The 16,660-nt window shown below is 74.7% G+C and carries 15 protein-coding genes; 10 read left to right on the plus strand and 5 right to left on the minus strand.

The window, feature by feature from the left end:
• From AAT21_RS36030 to AAT21_RS23000, 4 genes are all read right to left on the minus strand, one after another.
• The coding region (locus AAT21_RS36030; protein WP_157879775.1) for a chaplin at positions 1 to 523 on the minus strand (523 nt) is incomplete at its 3' end.
• 121 nt (positions 524 to 644) lie between these two features.
• Positions 645 to 878, minus strand: coding sequence for a chaplin (locus AAT21_RS22990; protein WP_079025896.1), 234 nt, complete (start codon positions 876 to 878; stop codon positions 645 to 647).
• Positions 879 to 1,123: 245 nt separating this feature from the next.
• Entirely contained in the window at positions 1,124 to 1,534 is a 411-nt protein-coding gene (locus tag AAT21_RS22995; RefSeq protein ID WP_030767099.1) for a rodlin, read from the minus strand.
• Positions 1,535 to 1,652: 118 nt separating this feature from the next.
• Positions 1,653 to 1,904 carry a chaplin gene (locus AAT21_RS23000; RefSeq protein ID WP_079025897.1) on the minus strand — a complete coding sequence of 84 codons (252 nt, stop codon included), beginning with the start codon at positions 1,902 to 1,904 and terminating at the stop codon, positions 1,653 to 1,655.
• Between the two features lie 103 nt (positions 1,905 to 2,007).
• Here AAT21_RS23000 and AAT21_RS23005 point away from each other — a divergent pair, with 103 nt between their 5' ends.
• The 9 genes from AAT21_RS23005 (at position 2,008) to AAT21_RS23045 (ending at position 13,409) form a co-directional block, all read left to right on the plus strand.
• Positions 2,008 to 3,171: a DUF3344 domain-containing protein gene (locus AAT21_RS23005; RefSeq protein WP_107081361.1), complete on the plus strand. Its 1,164-nt coding sequence runs from the start codon at positions 2,008 to 2,010 to the stop codon at positions 3,169 to 3,171.
• Between the two features lie 153 nt (positions 3,172 to 3,324).
• A complete protein-coding gene (locus tag AAT21_RS23010) occupies positions 3,325 to 4,335 on the plus strand; it encodes a glycosyltransferase (protein ID WP_235439180.1) in 1,011 nt (336 codons plus the stop codon).
• Positions 4,332 to 5,858, plus strand: a complete 1,527-nt coding sequence (locus tag AAT21_RS23015; protein WP_412180333.1) for an exopolysaccharide biosynthesis polyprenyl glycosylphosphotransferase — start codon at positions 4,332 to 4,334, stop codon at positions 5,856 to 5,858. Before AAT21_RS23010 ends, AAT21_RS23015 begins: the two co-directional genes overlap by 4 nt.
• Positions 5,858 to 7,234 (plus strand): O-antigen ligase family protein, encoded by a 1,377-nt coding sequence (locus AAT21_RS23020; protein ID WP_046778832.1) that lies wholly within the window; start codon positions 5,858 to 5,860, stop codon positions 7,232 to 7,234. Before AAT21_RS23015 ends, AAT21_RS23020 begins: the two co-directional genes overlap by 1 nt.
• Positions 7,231 to 9,279: a murein biosynthesis integral membrane protein MurJ gene (gene murJ / locus AAT21_RS23025; RefSeq protein ID WP_235439116.1), complete on the plus strand. Its 2,049-nt coding sequence runs from the start codon at positions 7,231 to 7,233 to the stop codon at positions 9,277 to 9,279. The genes AAT21_RS23020 and murJ overlap by 4 nt, the downstream gene beginning before the upstream one ends.
• Complete coding sequence (locus tag AAT21_RS23030; protein WP_046778833.1) at positions 9,269 to 10,042, plus strand: polysaccharide deacetylase family protein; 774 nt, start codon at positions 9,269 to 9,271, stop codon at positions 10,040 to 10,042. Before murJ ends, AAT21_RS23030 begins: the two co-directional genes overlap by 11 nt.
• Positions 10,043 to 10,047: 5 nt before the next feature.
• Positions 10,048 to 11,084 (plus strand): glycosyltransferase (locus AAT21_RS36035; protein ID WP_235439183.1); only part of this gene is annotated, 1,037 nt, incomplete at its 3' end.
• A 406-nt stretch (positions 11,085 to 11,490) separates the two neighbouring features.
• Complete coding sequence (locus AAT21_RS36040; RefSeq protein WP_046778834.1) at positions 11,491 to 12,270, plus strand: YveK family protein; 780 nt, start codon at positions 11,491 to 11,493, stop codon at positions 12,268 to 12,270.
• Positions 12,267 to 13,409 carry a GNAT family N-acetyltransferase gene (locus AAT21_RS23045; protein ID WP_046778835.1) on the plus strand — a complete coding sequence of 381 codons (1,143 nt, stop codon included), beginning with the start codon at positions 12,267 to 12,269 and terminating at the stop codon, positions 13,407 to 13,409. The genes AAT21_RS36040 and AAT21_RS23045 overlap by 4 nt, the downstream gene beginning before the upstream one ends.
• Before the next feature lie 5 nt (positions 13,410 to 13,414).
• On the opposite strand, the gene AAT21_RS23050 is transcribed toward AAT21_RS23045, so the two are convergent.
• Complete coding sequence (locus AAT21_RS23050) at positions 13,415 to 15,025, minus strand: glycoside hydrolase family 26 protein (RefSeq protein WP_046778836.1); 1,611 nt, start codon at positions 15,023 to 15,025, stop codon at positions 13,415 to 13,417.
• Positions 15,026 to 15,175: 150 nt separating this feature from the next.
• Here AAT21_RS23050 and AAT21_RS23055 point away from each other — a divergent pair, with 150 nt between their 5' ends.
• Entirely contained in the window at positions 15,176 to 16,573 is a 1,398-nt protein-coding gene (locus AAT21_RS23055; protein WP_046778837.1) for a carboxylate--amine ligase, read from the plus strand.
• Positions 16,574 to 16,660: the final 87 nt, after the last annotated feature.

Genomic DNA, 16,660 nt, shown 5'->3' on the forward strand with positions numbered 1-16,660 from the left:
CGCGGGGCCCGCCGTAGCCGCCCTCGTGGCGGGGCCCGTCGTGGCGGGGCTCCTCGTGGCGCGGCTTCGCGTGGCGGGGGCCCTCCTTCCGGGGGGCCTCCGGCCGGGACACCTCCTGCCGCGGCACCTCGTGGCGGCGCGCCTCCTGGCGCTGCTCGGGCACCGCGTGGCGGCCCGGGCGCTCGTCGAGGTAGCGCTCGAAGGCCTGGGCGTGCTCGGGGCTCAGGTAGCGCCCGTAGTCGTGGCCCTCACCGGTGTGCGCGCCGGCGCCGGTGGCGCAGGTGTTGCCCATCGCGGGGTTGAGCGCCGCACCGCCGTCCACGCTGTTGCCGCACACGTTCGGCGCGAAGGTGATCGGTACCGAGACGCTGTTGCCGGCCAGCACGCCGGGTGAGTGCGAGGCCTCGGCCGTCGCGCCGTTGTGCGCGTAGGCCGCACCGGTCGCGATCGACAGCAGGCTCGACGCGGCTGCCGCCGTGAGCATCCCCTTGCCCAGTACCTGTCGGCTCAGTACCTGTCGCATGGGTCCTTCCCTGTCTACCGGCACGGTCGCCGGTGCTGTATCGGAGGCGGCCCCGGAGTGCACCGCCGTGCACTCCGGGGCCGCCCCGAGGAGGTCTGCCCTCGCGGGCGCACGCGCAGCGTCAGGCGTTGACGCAGGTGTTGCCGAACGCGGGGTTCAGCAGCCCGACGATGTTGACGCTGTTGCCGCAGACGTTGACCGGGATGTGGACCGGGACCTGGGCGACGTTGCCGGAGAGGACACCGGGGGAGCCCACGGCCGTGCCGCCGGCCACCGAGTCGGCCATGGCGGGGGAGGCGGCACCGGCTGCCATCAGCGCGCCGGCGGCCAGCACCACTGCCTTCTTGTACGTCATTTCTTTTCGATCCTTCCCGCAGAGGCGTATCCGCTGCAGAATTAACAACGAGTGGCCCGGTGAAAAGAAACCGGGCTTTTTCGGTGAGCGCCCGGCAATTCACTCCGATGCCCCCGCCGGAATTCGGGAGGGCGGTTCGGCGCGGTGATGTGCGACGACAATTCCGGGGTGCCGCGGATACGCCCGACATGCGGCGAGGCCGCCGCGACCCGAAGGTGCGACGGCCTCGCGGGCGCGGGGTGCGGTCAGCTTCCGGCGGAGGCGTTGCCGGAGAGGATCGGGATGTTGCTGAGGATGTGCGAGAGAGCCTCGTCGCCCTTGGCCTGGGTGGAGTTCTCGGTGCACTGCTGGTTCTGCGGGCTGGACAGGACCGGGATGTCCTGGACGCCGACGTTGACAAGGGCCAGCACGGACTGGACGTTGGCCTTCGCGGGGAGCGCGATGCAGGGCTTGTTGAAGGAGCCCTGGATGAGCGCCATCTGCGGGCTCATGTTGCCGTAGGTGGCCTGGTTGCCGTAGATCTGGGCGGAGTTGTTGCCGTTGACGGTGTTGATGCCGTTGTCGTTGCCGACGGCCATCGCCTGCGGGGCCATCGCGGCACCCATGCCCACGACCGAGGCGGCAACCGCGGCCGAGGCCATCATCTTCTTGATCATTGTCGTCCCTTTTTTGCAGGATTGCCCGGTAGTGGAGCACCCGGATCAACGGCTGCGACCCGGTGCGGGTTGCGTGGCTTCACTCGGATGCAGCCGTTTCGTGCGGTGTGATTGACGCTCAGGCGTTCACGCAGGTGTTGCCGAACGCGGGGTTCAGCGCGCCGACCACGTTCACGGTCAGGGCGCAGACGTTCACGGGGACGTGGACGGGGATCTGGCCCAGGTTGCCGCTCGCCACGCCGGGGGAGCCGGCGGCGAGACCTTCGGCCGTGGCGCCGCCACCGTGCGCGGAGGCGAGGCCCGCGCCGCCCAGGAGCACGGCGACGCCCGCGGCGGCGACGGTGGTGCCGCGCACCAGCCTCTTCTTCATCTGCGTATTTCCTTATCTGTTCGAACAATGGTGCACCTCATAACGACCCGCCCGTTGTGAGGGTGCGTGCTATCGCCCAAAAGGCCGTACAAGCGAGTCCGGCGTGATTTCCAGCCCGATTTCTGACAAAGTGCACTCCTGTTTTGTCCCCTTGATCGAAAATGGAGACAGGGTCATGGGTTCCTCCGGCAGAATCCTCGGCGCGCTCGGCCTGCTGTCCTGCCTCGCACTTTCCGTGAACGCTCCCGCGGCGGCCGCCGCCCCGCCCGCACCCAAGGAGCTGCCCCGGATCCCGTTCACCCAGCGTTACCAGGCTGTGCAGCACGGCGGCCTGGTCCGCGCCTCCAACTCCGGCATCAGCTGCCGCAAGGAGGAGTCCCCGCAGGCGGAGCCGTGCGCCGAGGTCAAGCGGGGGGCGGCCGGGGTCAACGGCGAGTTCGAGATGTTCTACAGCGAGGTCGACAAGGACCCGGACACCTACAACTCCACCCGGGCCGAGCTCAAGGTCCCCCAGGGCGCGAAGGTCTCGTACGCCCGGCTCTACTGGGGCGGGAACCTGCGGGTGGGCGAGCAGAAGCCGCCGGAGGACAACGGCCGGGTGCTGGTCGCCGAGCCGGGCGGGGCGTACAAGGAGGTCCTCGCCGACACGGTGATCGGCCACCGCACGGACGGGGGCAGCGACGCCTACCAGGCCTCGGCGGATGTGACCCCGCTGGTGCGCAAGGGCGGCGCCGGGATGTGGACGGTCTCGCAGCTGAACATCGCCATGGGCCACTCCGAGGTCGGCGCCTGGGGCGGCTGGTCCCTCGTCGTCGCCTACGAGCACCCGCAGGAGCCGCTGCGCCGGATCTCGCTGTGGGACGGCTTCGAGTCGCTCGCGGCCCGGGCCGGTGACGGAACGGTCGCGATCGAGGGCCTGGACGCTCCGGCGGGCTCGGCGGGCCGGGTCGGGGTGGTCGCGTACGACGGGGACCGGGGCATCCTCGGTGACTCACTCACCGTGACCGCCGACAGCGGGCGCCGGGTGAGCCTCAGTGACGGGGAAAACCCGTTCAACGACGTCATGAATTCCACGATCACGGAATTCGGCGGCCCCTCTTTCGTGCGACAGCCGGATCATATGAATAATCTCGGATATGACGCGGACGTGTTCGACCTGAGTCCCGCCCTGTCCGGTGGCGCCCGCAGACTGGACTTCAGGTTCACGGGCGAAAGTCAGGGTCATTTCCTCGGTGTGCTCTTCGTTCAGACAGATGCGCGCCGCTGAACGCAGGAGACCACTCCCCGTGCCCACGCACTCCCGGGCGGCACAGCCCACGACCGTCCTCCACCTCGTACAGCCCGTCGACGGCGGTGTGGCCAGGGTCGTCACCGACCTCGTCCGCGCCCAGACCGCACAGGGCATCCGCGCCGTCGTCGGCTGCCCGCCCGGCGGCACGCTCGGCGACGCGGCCCGCTCGGCCGGCGCCGAGGTGTTCACCTGGCGGGCGCCCGCGGGCTGTTGCGCCGCATCCGGCCCGACCTCCTGCACGCCCACAGCGCCAAGGCCGGACTGGCCGGGCGGCTCGCCGCACGCGGCACACCGCCCACCGTCTTCCAGCCCCACGCCTGGTCCTTCGACGCCGTCGGCGGCACCACCGCCGCCCTCGCCCTGCGCTGGGAGCGGTACGCGGCCCGCTGGGCCGACCGGGTGCTCTGCGTCAGCGAGGCCGAACGCCGCGCGGGGGAGTCCGAGGGCATCACCGCCCGCTGGACGGTGATCCGCAACGGGGTGGACCTCGACCACTTCCGGCCCGGCGCACCGGACCCCGCCCAGGACCGGGCCGAATCCAGGGCGGCGCTGCCGCTGCCGCCCGGCTTCCCGGCAGACGGCCCGCTCGCCGTCTGCGTCGGCCGGATCTGCACCCAGAAGGGCCAGGACATCCTGCTGCGGGCCTGGCCGGAGGTGCTCGCGGCCGTCCCAGCGGCCCGCCTGGCCCTCGTCGGCGACGGCCCCGACGTCGAACGGCTGCGCCGCACCGCCCCGGCCCGGGTGCACTTCGCGGGCGCGGCCGCCGACATCCGACCGTGGCTTCGGGCCGCCGATCTCGTTGTACTGCCGTCGCGGTGGGAAGGCATGGCGCTCGCCCCGCTCGAAGCCATGGCCTGTGGCCGACCGGTCCTGGTCTCCGACGTCAGCGGCGCCCGGGAGAGCCTGCCGTCCGGCCAGGGACGCCTGTGCCTGGTACCGCCGGAGGACCCGACGGCACTGGCCGAGGCCCTGGGACGGCTGCTCGCCGAGCCGCGGCTCCTCGCCGAACTCGGGGAGCAGGCCCGGCAGCACGCCCGGACCGACTTCGACGTGCGGCGGACCACGGACGCGGTCACCAGCCTGTACCACGAACTGCTGGGCAGGCCCCGGCCCTTGAACCAGGAGCGCATCAGCCGATGACGATGGACAGCGCACCCGCCCGGCACACCGGGCAGGGCGGCACAGGGCCCGGCGGCAGCGCCTTCGCGCCCGCGCCCCACCCGGCCACCCGCCGTTCCGCGACCGCCATCCACCCGCCGCGCGGGCCCAGGGCGGACCTCGCCCGGTCCGCCGTACGCCCGCAGCGCCTGCGCCGCAGCAGCCGGCTGCTCCCGCTGCTCACCACCGACGCGCTGGCCGCCGTACTCACCGCGGCCACCCTGCCCGGCCAGGTGCTGCCGACCGCGCCGGCCGTCGCCGTACTGCCCGCCCTGCTCGTCGCCCTGCACGCGCAGGCGGGCCTCTACCGGCCGCGGCTCGCCCCCTCCGCCCTCCTCGAACTGCCCGCGGTGCTGGGGCGTTCCGCCGTCCTGTGGTGCGCGGCGGCCGCCGTGGCCGCGGCCCTCGACCCGGCCCGCGCCATGGGCTGGAGCATGCTGCTGACCGCCGTGTGCCTGCAGGCCGTACTGGTCTGCGCGGGCCGCGGCGTCGCCAACCAGCTGCACCGCCGCGCGGCCGTGCGACGGCCCGCCTCCGCCCTCGTGGTCGGACCCGGCGCCGGGGCGAGCGCGGTCGCCGCGGCCCTGCACGGCCGCCCCGAGTTCGGCCTGCGCCCGGTCGGGCTCGCCGACACCGCTGCCCCCGCCGACGGGGACACCGGCCCCCTCCCGCTCCTCTCCACCCACGAGGACATCCGGCGCGCGGTCATCCAGAACACCGTCCGCCACGCCGTGTTCACCCGCCCGCCCGAGGCCGACGAGCGCACTGCCTCCCTGGTCCGGCTCTTCCACGACCACGGCTGCCGGCTGTGGCTCGCGGACCCGGCAGGCACCGCCAAGGTCACCGGCATGCGGCTGGCCCACCCCGCCGACCAGCTGTGGGGGTACGCCGTGCAGCCGCTCCTGCCCCGCCCGGCCCGCCCCCTGGAGCGCTGGGCCAAGCGGATCATCGACTCCGCGCTCGCCCTGGTCGCCCTGGTCGCCGCCGCACCGGTGATGCTGCTCTGCGCGGCCGCCGTACGCCTCTGGGACGGGCCCGGGGTGATCTTCCGGCAGGAGCGCGTCGGCCTGTACGGGCGCCCCTTCACCCTGCTGAAGTTCCGGACGCTGCGCGCCGACGCGCACGAGTCCGCCACCCGCTGGACGGTCGCGGGCGACCGCCGGATGAGCCCGGTGGGCTCGTTCCTGCGCAAGTCCTCCCTCGACGAGCTGCCGCAGCTGTGGAACGTCGTGCGCGGCGACATGAGCCTGGTCGGCCCCCGCCCCGAACGGCCTTTCTTCGTCGCCAAGTTCTCCACCGTCCACCCCGGCTACGAGGCCCGCCACCGGATGCCCGTCGGCATCACCGGCCTCGCCCAGATCAACGGCCTGCGCGGGGACACCTCCATCGAGGACCGGGCCCGCTTCGACAACCACTACATCGACACCTGGTCGCTGTGGCAGGACCTGTGGATCCTCGCCCGCACCGCCGCCTCCTTCTTCCGCTTCCGGCTGGGGGGCAGCTGATGAGCCTCGCCGCCCCCGGCCTCCGGGCCCGGCCGGACGTACCGGGCCTGCTGCGCCGGGACTGGCCGCTGCTGCCGCTCGCCGCGACCGTGCTGTTCCTGCTCGCCCCGCTCCCGGCCGGTGACGCGACCGCCTCCGGCAAGGTCGGCCCGGCCGACGCCGCCTCGCTGCTGCTGGTCCTCGTCTGCGCCGTCCAGGCGCTGCGCGGCCGGGTGCGGGCACTGACCCCGCTCGGGGCCCTCCTCCTCGGGGCGCCGGCTGTCGGTCTCGCCGTCGCGACGGTGACCGCGGGGGATCCGTACGCCGCCCTCCCGGGCTTCGTCCGCTACCTGCAGGTCTTCGTGCTGGTCCCGGCGGCCGTGGTGCTGCTGGTGCAGGGCGCCCGGGAGTTCCGGCTCGCGGCCGGCTGCTTCGTGGTGCTGGCACTGGTGCAGGGCGCGGTGGGGGTCGTGCAGTACGCGACCCACACCGGCGCCTCCTACCAGGGCGAGGACATCAGGGCCGTGGGCACCTTCGGCCCCGGCGACGTCATGGGCATGGCCACCGTCGTCGCCTACGGGCTGGTCGTCGCGACCGCCGCCGCCCTCGCCCCCGGACTGCCCTCCCGGCTGCGGCGGATCGCCGCGGGCTGCGCACTGGTGCTGGTCCTGCCGCTGGTGCTGTCCTTCAGCCGCGGCGCCTGGATCGCCACCCTCGGCGCGGCGCTGCTGGTGATGGCGCTGGCCGGGATCCGGCGGGCCCTCACCGTGCTCGCCGCACTGGCCGCCGCCGGGGTGGTCCTCGTCGGCGGGCTCGGCGTCGGCTCGGAGATGGTCGCCGAACGGCTGACCTCCATCACCCAGGTCTCCAGCGCCCCCGACCAGTCGGTGACCGACCGTTACACGATGTGGGCCGCCGCCGAGTCGATGTGGCGCGAGCGGCCGGCCGCGGGCGTCGGCCTCAAGGGCTTCCCCGCCCACCGCGACGGCCACGCCTCGCTCGGGCTCTCCTCCGGCAGCGACACCGCCGGCGCGGGCCAGGCGTACATCCGCCAGCCGCTGCTCTCCCCGCACAACATGTACCTGCTGATCCTCAGCGAGCAGGGCCTGATCGGGCTGATCGCGCTGGCGGGCGGCTGGGCGGCCCTGCTGGTCGCGGGACTGCGGCGGCTCGCCACCGGCGCGGGCGCGCGGATGCGGGACTGCGGGCTGATCGCGACCGGGCTGCTCGTGTGGCAGCTGACCGACTTCCTCTACGCGGACATCGGCGGCCCGTCCACCGTCCTGACCGGCGTGATCATCGGTCTGGCGGCCTGGTGGGCCCTCCCCTCCCCGGCGGGCGTCCGGGGCGGCACCGGGGTACGGGGCCCGGTCCCCGAGAGTTCGAGCGGCCGGTGACGGACACCACGCCCTGGCGGCCCGCCTCCGGCCCTCCGGCCGGAGCGGGCCACACCCGTGTCCCGCCCACTGCCGGGTACGGGCCGCACGCGGCCGCGGACGGGGCGCCCGGCGGCGAGCCGGCTGCGGCGCCGCTCCCGGCGGACCCGGGCTTCGTCGCCGGGGGCCTGCCGGGCGGCGACTCCGCCGTGCGGCAACCGTCGTTCGGAGCCGCGGGCTATCCGGGCGGGGCCCCGGCGGGCTGCGGTGTGCGCGTCGCGGCGCGTGCCGCGAGCGGCCCCGCCGCCGCGCCCGCCGCCGGCGGTGTGCGGTGCGAGGGCGCGTCCGCCGCTCCGGGCGGGTCCGCCGCACCGGCCGCTCCCACCGGAGGCGGGAGCCGGTTCGGGCGCGGCCGCCGCCGGGTAGAGGCCGAGGTGTCCGCCGCCGAGCCCACCGCAGGCGCCCCCCTCGGGCGGTTCCTCGCCAAGGCCGCCGCCGTCACCGCCGGGCTGACCGCCGCCGGGTCCCTGTTCGGGCTGGTACGCGACCAGACCATCGCGCACCTCTTCGGCGCCGGGCACGACAGCGACGCCTTCCTCATCGCCTGGACCGTCCCCGAGATGGCCTCGACGCTGCTGATCGAGGACGCCATGGCGCTGCTGATGGTGCCCGCCTTCAGCCACGCCCTGGCCCGGCGGGCCGCCGGCCGCGCCGGGCTGACCCGGCGGGAGGCCCGCGCCCAGGACCCCGTACGGCTGCTGGTCGGGGCGACCCTGCCGCGGCTCCTGGTGTTCCTGGCCGTCGTCGCCTCCGTCCTCGTCGTCGCCGCGCCGGCCGTCGTCGCCGTGCTCGCGCCGGGCCTGCCCGACCCCCGCCTGGCCGTCGAGTGCACCCGCCTGACCGCGCTGACCGTGCTCTCCTTCGGTGTCGCCGGCTACTTCAGCGCCGCGCTGCGCGCGCACCGCTCGTTCGTACCGCCCGCCGCGATCTACGTCTCGTACAACATCGGCATCATCGCCACGATGGTGACCCTGCACACCCTGTGGGGCGTGCGGGCGGCCGCCGCGGGCGTCGCCGTCGGCGGGCTGCTGATGGCGCTCGTCCAGCTCCCCTCCTTCGTCCGCCACGTCGGCTTCGGCCCGCCCCGGGCCAGACGGTCCGCCGCCCCGCGCAGCCAGCGCGACCGCGACCGCCCGACCCTCATCGCCTTCGGGGTCATCGCCCCCGTCATCCTCTTCGCCGTCTTCCGCCAGTCGCAGGTCCTCGTCGAGCGGTTCCTGGCCGCCCCGCTGCCGTCCGGGGCGATCTCCCACCTCAACTACGCGCAGAAGGTCGCGCAGATGCCGATGGTGCTGTCGCTGATGATCTGCACCGTCACCTTCCCCGTCGTCGCCCAGGCCATGGCGGGCGGCGAACGCGAGAAGGCCCGCCGACGGGTGGAGCGGGACCTGGCGCTGGCCTCGCTCGCCGTCCTGATGGGCACCGCGCTCGTCATCGGCTACGCCCCCCAGATCATCCAGGTCCTCTTCGAACGCGGCGCCTTCGCCCACGAGGACACCCTCGCCACCGCCGCCGTCATGCGGGTCTACGGACTCGGACTGCTCGGCCACTGCCTCGTCGGGGCACTGTCCCGGCCCTTCTTCTCGACCGCCCGGCCCACCTGGTTCCCGGCGTTCGCGATGGGTGCCGGACTGCTCGTCAACATCGTGGCCGGAGCCTTCGCCGTCCGCTGGTGGGGCACCTACGGGATCGCCGCAGCCAACGCCGCCGGCATCTCCACCGCCGCCGTGCTGCTGCTCACCGGCCTCGGCCCGCGGATCATCGCCATCCACGTCCGCCGGGTCTCCGTCAGCATCGGACGGCTCGCGGTGGCCGCCGCCGCCGCCTGCGCCACCGGCTGGATCGCCGGGCCGATGATCCCCGATCCGCTGCTCAGCGCCGGCCTCGGCTGCCTGCTGGTCCCCGCCATGTTCGGCGCCACCGCCATGGCCATACGCGCCCTCGAAGTCACCGCCCTGCCCGGTCAGATCTCCCAGCTCACGCAGAGGTTCCGCAATGCCCGCTGACACCGACACGGCCGCCGCCGCGGTGGTCCCCGCCCGCCGGACCGCATCGCCGTGGGTCCTGATGTACCACTCGGTCGCCGAGTTCACCGACCCCGCCGAGGACCCGTACGGGATCACCGTCACCCCCCTCGCCCTGGAGGCCCAGCTGCTGTGGCTGCGCTCCCGGGGCCTGCGCGGGGTGTCGGTCGGCGAACTGCTGCGGGCCCGGGCGGCCGGCGCCGGAACCGGTCTGGTCGGACTGACCTTCGACGACGGCTACACCGATTTCCTGACCCACGCGCTGCCGCTGCTCCGGCGCCACGGCTGCACCGCCACCCTCTTCGTGCTGCCCGGACGGCTCGGCGTCGACAACGTCTGGGACCCGCTGGGGCCGCGCAAGTCCCTGCTGACCGCCGAGGGCATCCGCGAGGTCGCCGCCGCCGGGCAGGAGATCGGCTCGCACGGCCTGCTCCACCAGGACCTCACCGCGGCCTCCGACGACGTGCTCCTGCAGGAACTGCGGGGCAGCCGTGACCTGTTGCGCGAACTGACCGGAGCCCTGCCCGAAGGATTCTGCTACCCGTACGGGCACCTCGACGCCCGGGTCGTCGACGCGACGCGGGCCGCCGGATACGACTACGCCTGCGCCATCGACCCCGGGCGGCTCGCCGGCCCGCACGCCCTGCCGCGCACGCACGTCAGCCAGGCCGACGGCGGCACCCGGCTGCGGGTCAAGCACCTGCGCCACCGGGTCCGGGAACTGCGGCGGGCGGTGCACTGGTGAAGCCGATCGAGTCGGTCAAGGCGCTGCACGTCATCACCGGCCTCGGCGTCGGCGGCGCCGAGCAGCAACTGCGTCTGCTGCTGCGGCACATGCCCATGCAGTGCGACGTGCTGACCCTGACCAACCCCGGCCCGGTGGCCGAGGGGCTGCGCGCCGACGGGGTACGGGTCGTGCACCTGGGGATGCGCGGCAACCGGGACCTGGGAGCCCTGCCCCGGCTCGTGAAGTTCATCCGCCGCGGCCGGTACGACCTCGTGCACACCCACCTGTACCGGGCCTGCGTGTACGGACGCCTCGCGGCCCGGCTCGCGGGCACCGGGGCGACCGTCGCCACCGAGCACTCCCTCGGCGAGGGCGAGATCGAGGGCCGGCCGCTCTCGGGCGGGGTGCGTGCGCTGTACCTGGCCAGTGAACGCCTGGGCGCGGCGACCGTGGCCGTCTCGGACATTGTCGCCGCCCGGCTGGAGGGATGGGGGGTGCCGGCCGCGCGGGTCCACGTCGTACCCAACGGGATCGAGGCCGCCCGCTTCCGTTTCGACGAGGGCGTGCGCCGGGCCACCCGGGCCCGCACCGGGCTGCCCGAGCGGGCCTTCGTGGTCGGCGGGGTCGGCCGGCTGGTCCCGGGCAAGCGGTTCGACGTCCTGGTGCGGGCCGTGGCCGCGCTGCCGGGCGCGCACCTGCTGCTGGCCGGGGACGGTCCCGAACGGGCGGGGCTGCGCCGGCTGGCCGCCGAGCTCGGCGCGCAGAGCCGGATCCACCTGCTGGGGGAGCGGGACCCGCTGGGCGACAGCGCGGACGGCCGCACCCCCGGCATCCCGGCCCTGCTGGCCGCCATGGACGTCTTCGTCTCGCCGTCGCGGGAGGAGGCCTTCGGGCTCGCGGTCGTGGAGGCCCTGGCCGCCGGACTCCCCGTCCTGCACGTGACCTGCCCGGCCATCGACGACCTGCCCGCCGCCGAGGCCCCCGGCGCCCGCCGCATCGGCACCGGCACCGAGGAACTCGTCGCGGCGCTGCGCGGCCACATGGAGGCGGGGGGCCCCCCNCCCGCCGCATCGGCACCGGCACCGAGGAACTCGTCGCGGCGCTGCGCGGCCACATGGAGGCGGGCGCCCGCCGGCTGCCCCCGCCGCCGGTCGTGCGCCGCTACGACATCGCCCACAGCGCGCGGCGGCTGCTGGACGTGTACGACCTCGCCCTCTCGGCCGCGTCGCCCGGCGCGGCCGGGACGCCGGTCCCGGCCCGGGGCGTCGCGCAGGACCCGCAGGCACCGGAACCCGCCGCGGATCCGGGCCCGGGCCCATGCCCGGATCCGCGATCGCCGGCGGGGCCGAGGGTGCCAGGGCCCGGCTCCCCCCGGCGGACGCCGGGCGCCCGCGGCTGACCCCCACCCCCGAAGGGGTCCCGCCGGGACCCGAAGGAACCACCCTCTCCAGGAAGCGAGCACGACCATGGCCGACACCGCCGAGAAGAAGTCCGAGACGCCCGGGCAGAAGCCCGAGACGAGGGCCGACCGCCGCTCCGGGAAGAGGGCCAGGCGGCGCCTCACCCGGCCCCCCGTGTGGTGGCCGCTGCCGGCCTGCGCCGTGCTGGGGCTGGCCGCCGGCGGGGCGTACGGGGTGCTCAAGGCCCCCGAGTACGCCGCCACCAGCTATGTCGTCGCCGTGCCCGACGACACCACCGAGCCCGCCACCGCCCTCGGCTTCGCGCAGGCGTACGCCCGTATCGCCACCAGCAGTTCCACCCTCGCCTACGCGCAGCCCCGCGCGGGCATCACCGCGCGGGAGCTGCGGACCCAGGTGCGGGCCGAGACCTCCCCCGAGTCCCCGATGATCGCCATCACCGGAACCTCCCAGAGCCCCGCCGAGGCCGCCGACATCGCGAACGCGGTCGCCGACGCCCTGTCGCTGAGCAGCAACCAGGCCGCCAAGAACACCGGCGTCCAGCTGCTCCTCTTCAACCAGGCCGTGGCTCCCACCGAGCCCGCCTCCCCGTCCGCCGCCATCAGCGGCGCCGTGGGGATGTGCGCGGGCGGGCTGCTGGGCGGCCTGTGGCTGCTCGCCCGGCCCGGCCGCGCGCGGCGCCCCGAGGAGGGTGCGGTCGCGTCCGCCGCCGGTCCGGCGGCCGAGCCCGTCGTGGAGCGCGCGGCCGGGGCTCCGGCCGAGGAGTACGCCACCCTCCCCGCCCAGGGCGAGCCGGTGTCGGCCAAGGAGAAGGAGTCCGTTCGATGAGTCGGGGCTCCACCGGGGCCCTGTCGGTGACCCTGTGCCGCGACCCCCGGCAGTTCGCCGCGCTGGAAGAGCAGTGGAACCGGCTCGTCCGCGCCTGCCCCACCGCCACCCCCTTCCAGAGCCACGCCTGGCTGCACTCCTGGTGGCTGTCGTACGGGAAGGACGGCCGGCTCCGGATCGTCCTGGTCCGGCGCGGCGGGGAACTGGTCGGCGCGGCCGCCCTGATGCTCGTCCACCGGCCGATCCCGCTGCTGGTGCCGCTCGGCGGCCCGATCACCGACTACTTCGACGTGCTCGTGGCCGCGGAGCACGCCGGCGAGGTCCTGCCGGCGCTGGCCCGGGGCCTGCACCGGGCCGCCCGCGGCGCGGTGGTCGACCTGCGCGAGGTGCGCCCCGGGGCCGCCGCCGAGGAGCTGTTCCGGCACTGGCCCGGGATCGGGCGCAGGCTCGCCGACTCCACGTGCATGGAGCTGCCGACCCTGCCGTTCGACGAACTGGTCAAGCGGATGCCGGCCTCCGGCGCCCAGCGGGTGCGGGCCAAGCTGCGCAAGACCGACGCGGCCGGGATCGAGGAGCACGAGGCCACCGAGCACGAAGTGCCGCGCGCGGTACGGAACCTGCTGCGCCTGCACGAGAAGCAGTGGCGCGGCCGCGGGGTGACCCCGGAGCACCTGCGCCCCCGCTTCGCCGAGCACCTCACCCGGGCCACCCGGCGGATGGTGCGGGCGGGGGAGGGCCGGCTGACGGAGTTCCGGCTCGACGGGAAGGTGGTGGCGGCCAACGTCACGCTGCTGTCCGCGGGACTGAGCGGCGGCTACCTCTACGGGGCGGACCCGGACCTGCGGGCGCGCAAGGTGGACGTGGCGACGCTGCTGCTGCGCTACGAGGCCGGGCGGGCGCTGGCGGAGGGCCGGCCGGTGGTGAGCTTCCTGCGGGGCAGCGAGCCGTACAAGAACCACTGGCGGCCCGAGACGGTCGTCAACCAGCGTTTCCTGATGGCACCGAGCGCGCTCGCGCCCCTGCTGCGGCTGCACGAGTCGCAGGTGACGGGGCGCGAGCGGGCGGTGGGCGCGCTGCGGGAGGCGCTGCCGGCCGCCAGGGACTGGCGGGCGCGGCTCAACGAACTGCGGGTGCGATGACCCGTCTAGAAGGGCCAGAAGCCGAAGTCCTTCCCCAGGTCGATCGTGACGCAGACCGACTGCTTGCCGACGAGCTCGGACAGCCACTCGCCGAAGTTGAGCGGTACGCACCACTGCCTGCTGTTGAGCGGCGGCTGCTGCGGCTGCGGCTGCGGCTGCGGCAGGGGCTCGGCGGGAGTGGGCTCGGGCTTCGGTACGACCGGGCTCGGCGTGACGGGCGCCGGTGCCACCGGCGAGGGCGCCGCGGGGGAGGGCTTCGGCACCTCGGGACTCGGAGCGGCCGGAGTCGGGCCGACCGGGGTCGGCACCTCGGGGCTGGGCACGACCGGGCTGGGCACGACCGGGCTCGGTGCGACCGGAGTCGGCACTTCCGGGCTCGGCGCGACCGGGCTCGGTTCGGGCGCGGGCTCGGTGACCTGGGGCGTCGGGACCAGCGGGGTCGGGACAGCGGGCGTCGGGATCTGCGGGGTCGGGACAGCGGGCGTCGGGATCTGCGGGGTCGGGACAGCGGGCGTCGGGAACTGGGGCGTGGGCACGGCCGGGGTCGGCACCACCGGCGTGGGCACCACGGGGGTCGGCACCACGGGTGTGGGCACGACCGGCGTCGGCACGACCGGGGTGGGCACCACCGGGCCGGGCGCCTCCGGCGTCAGCGCGTCCCGGAAGACCTTCGAGGACTCGGGGTTCTGCTTGCACTGCCACACGCCGTGCGGGCAGTAGTCGGTGATGGTGTGGTAGAGCGGCTTGTGCTGCTCGATCCACCGCAGCATGCGCCGTACGTACTCCGGGTTGTCCCCGCGCCGGAACAGCCCCCACTCCGGGTACGAGATCGCCTTGCGGTGCGCCCGCGCGAAGTCGACGTGCTTCTGGAGCCCGTACGGCTGGGAGATCTGCTCGTCGAAGGTCTCTCCGGGCGCCTGGTCGTAGGAGTCCATCCCGATGATGTCGACGTGGTCGTCGCCCGGGTAGCACTTCGTCCAGCCGATCGCGTCCGTACCCCTGCTCGGGGCGAAGTCGAACTTGAACTTCTGGCCGGGCACGGCGCGCATCACGTCGACGACGCGCCGCCAGTACACCTTCCAGTTCGCCGGGTCGGGACGGCACCGGTGGGTGTAGGTGACGCCGTTCATCTCCCAGCCGAGCACGATCACGGTGTCGGGGACCCCCAGCGACACCAGCCGCTCGGCGAGCCGGCGGAAGTGCTCGTCGTGGTCGCCGCGCGCGCCCGCCCGGATCAGCCGGGCCACCTTCTGGTCGGGCACCCGCGCCTCGTTGCGCTCCTGCATGGGCACGTTGAGGACGAACATCCGGTCGTCGTCCGCCAGCCGCCACCGCGCCCAGTCCTCCAGGAAGGAGACCCGGCCCTCGATGCCGGCCCACTGGTCGCCGGGAAGATAGGTGTGGCCGACCCGGATCTCCCGGCCGCCCAGCCAGCGCGAGAGGTACCGGATGCGGGCCACCCCGTTGGGCCCGTAGTCGAGATAGGCGCCCATGGCGATCCCGGAGTCCCCGGTCCGGTTCTCGTCGGGCGCCGCGAGGGCGGCCCCGGTGGCGAGCAGTCCGGCCGTGACCGTACCGACGCAGGTGCTCGCCAGTCGGCGGCGTGGTCTGGACATGGCGTCTCCCGAGCTTTCCCGAATCGGTGTGCTTGTCGAAGACGTTAGGCATCAGATCTGACGAACTGCCTGTTCGGTGACTGCCGCATAGGCCATTCGCAGCTCCACACCACCCCCGCTTGGTCCGACTAGGTGAAAGACACCGTTGCCATGCACGCGTTCGCCAACCATGTGCCCGCCGTTGTGCTCAGACTCGACCGCAATCCGTTCCACCACGGGACCCTCGGCGCCGTCAGATCCCTCGGCCGCAAGGGCGTGGAGGTCCATGCCGTCGTCGAGGCCGGGGGAGGTCCCATGGGACGTTCGCGGTACCTGTGCGCCGCGCACCCCGGGCCCGTCGGCGGACTGGACCCGGAGACGCCCGAGGCCCTGCTGGAGTGCCTGACCGCGGTGTCGGAGCGGATCGGCCGCCCCGCCGTGCTCATCGCCATGGACGACCTGAGCGCCATCGCCGTGGCCCGGGTCGCCCCGGCGCTCCGCGACCGTTTCCGGATCCCCCATCAGCCCGACAACCTGCCCGCCCGGGTGGCCGACAAGGCCGAGTTGTCCAGGCTCTGTTCACGGTGGGACGTCCCGCATCCGGAGACCGTGGTCCCGGCGAGCGGGGCCGAGGCGGCGGAGGCGGCCTGGCGGCTGGGCCTGCCGGTGGTCGCCAAGTGGAGCCGGCCCTGGCTGCTGCCCGCCGGGGCGGACGGACTGCGCAGCACCACCCTCGTGCACACGACCGCCGAGGCGCTCCGGCTGTACGAGCGCTCCGCCGAGGCCGGGAGCCGGCTGCTGCTCCAGCGGTTCCTGCCGGCCGGCCCGGACACCGACTGGTTCTTCCACGGCGCCTTCACCCGGGGCGGCCGTCCGCTGCTCGCCGGATCGGGCCGCAAGGAGCTGTCCTGGCCGGTGCGCACGGGGCTGACGGCGGTGGGCCGCTGGCTGCCGGATCCGGCGGTGGAGGAGGCCGCGCTGCGGCTCGCCGAACGCCTCGGCTACCAGGGCATCCTGGACCTTGACTTCCGCCGGGACGAGCACGGGGTCTTCCGGCTGGTGGACTTCAACCCCCGTCCGGGCGCGCAGTTCAGGCTGTTCACGGACGCCGCCGGACTGGACGTGGTCCAGGCGATGTACCTGGATCTGACGGGCCAGCGGGTCCCGCAGCCCTCGGGCGGCGCGGGCCGGGTCTTCGTCGCGGAGAACTACGCGCTGCTGGCCGCCGTCCGGGGCCGGTCCCTGCCGCGTCGCCGGCCGGCGGCGGACCCCGCGCCGCCGAAGCAGGGCCCGGCCGCGGAGCGGGCGCGGGTCGAGGCGGCCTGGTTCGCCGCGGATGACGTCCGGCCGTTCCTGGCCATGCTCGCCGCGTTCCTGGGACGCGGCGCGGCCAAGGGGGTACGGGTCCTGCGCGGTGTCCCGGCGCAGGGCCGCCGCACGGCGCGCGCGGTCGTCCGCGCGCCCCGCCAGCGCGGGCGGGAGCAGCCCGGCGTGGGCTCCGCGGGGGCGGTCTCCCGTCCCGTTCCGCCGGAGGCCTCGGCCGAGCCGGACGAACTGGTGACGCGTTGACCGGGCCGGGGCCGGGGCGGGGGCCGGAGCATGGGCCGGCGGGCGGGAGCGGGCCGGTGGCCATCGAGCCGGAGGAGCGGCCGTGAC

This window comes from Streptomyces yangpuensis, assembly GCF_001005295.1.
In the GTDB taxonomy this organism is placed as follows: domain Bacteria; phylum Actinomycetota; class Actinomycetes; order Streptomycetales; family Streptomycetaceae; genus Streptomyces; species Streptomyces yangpuensis.

Excerpts from the sequence above, each read along its gene's own strand:
- AAT21_RS23020 (WP_046778832.1), top strand. The coding sequence starts at position 5,858 with ATGAGCCTCGCCGCCCCCGGCCTCCGGGCCCGGCCGGACGTACCGGGC.
- AAT21_RS22990 (WP_079025896.1), bottom strand. The coding sequence starts at position 878 with ATGACGTACAAGAAGGCAGTGGTGCTGGCCGCCGGCGCGCTGATGGCA.
- AAT21_RS23050 (WP_046778836.1), bottom strand. The coding sequence starts at position 15,025 with ATGTCCAGACCACGCCGCCGACTGGCGAGCACCTGCGTCGGTACGGTC.
- AAT21_RS23015 (WP_412180333.1), top strand. The coding sequence starts at position 4,332 with ATGACGATGGACAGCGCACCCGCCCGGCACACCGGGCAGGGCGGCACA.
- AAT21_RS23030 (WP_046778833.1), top strand. The coding sequence starts at position 9,269 with ATGCCCGCTGACACCGACACGGCCGCCGCCGCGGTGGTCCCCGCCCGC.
- AAT21_RS22995 (WP_030767099.1), bottom strand. The coding sequence starts at position 1,534 with ATGATCAAGAAGATGATGGCCTCGGCCGCGGTTGCCGCCTCGGTCGTG.
- AAT21_RS23055 (WP_046778837.1), top strand. The coding sequence starts at position 15,176 with ATGCACGCGTTCGCCAACCATGTGCCCGCCGTTGTGCTCAGACTCGAC.
- AAT21_RS36040 (WP_046778834.1), top strand. The coding sequence starts at position 11,491 with ATGGCCGACACCGCCGAGAAGAAGTCCGAGACGCCCGGGCAGAAGCCC.
- AAT21_RS23000 (WP_079025897.1), bottom strand. The coding sequence starts at position 1,904 with ATGAAGAAGAGGCTGGTGCGCGGCACCACCGTCGCCGCCGCGGGCGTC.
- AAT21_RS23045 (WP_046778835.1), top strand. The coding sequence starts at position 12,267 with ATGAGTCGGGGCTCCACCGGGGCCCTGTCGGTGACCCTGTGCCGCGAC.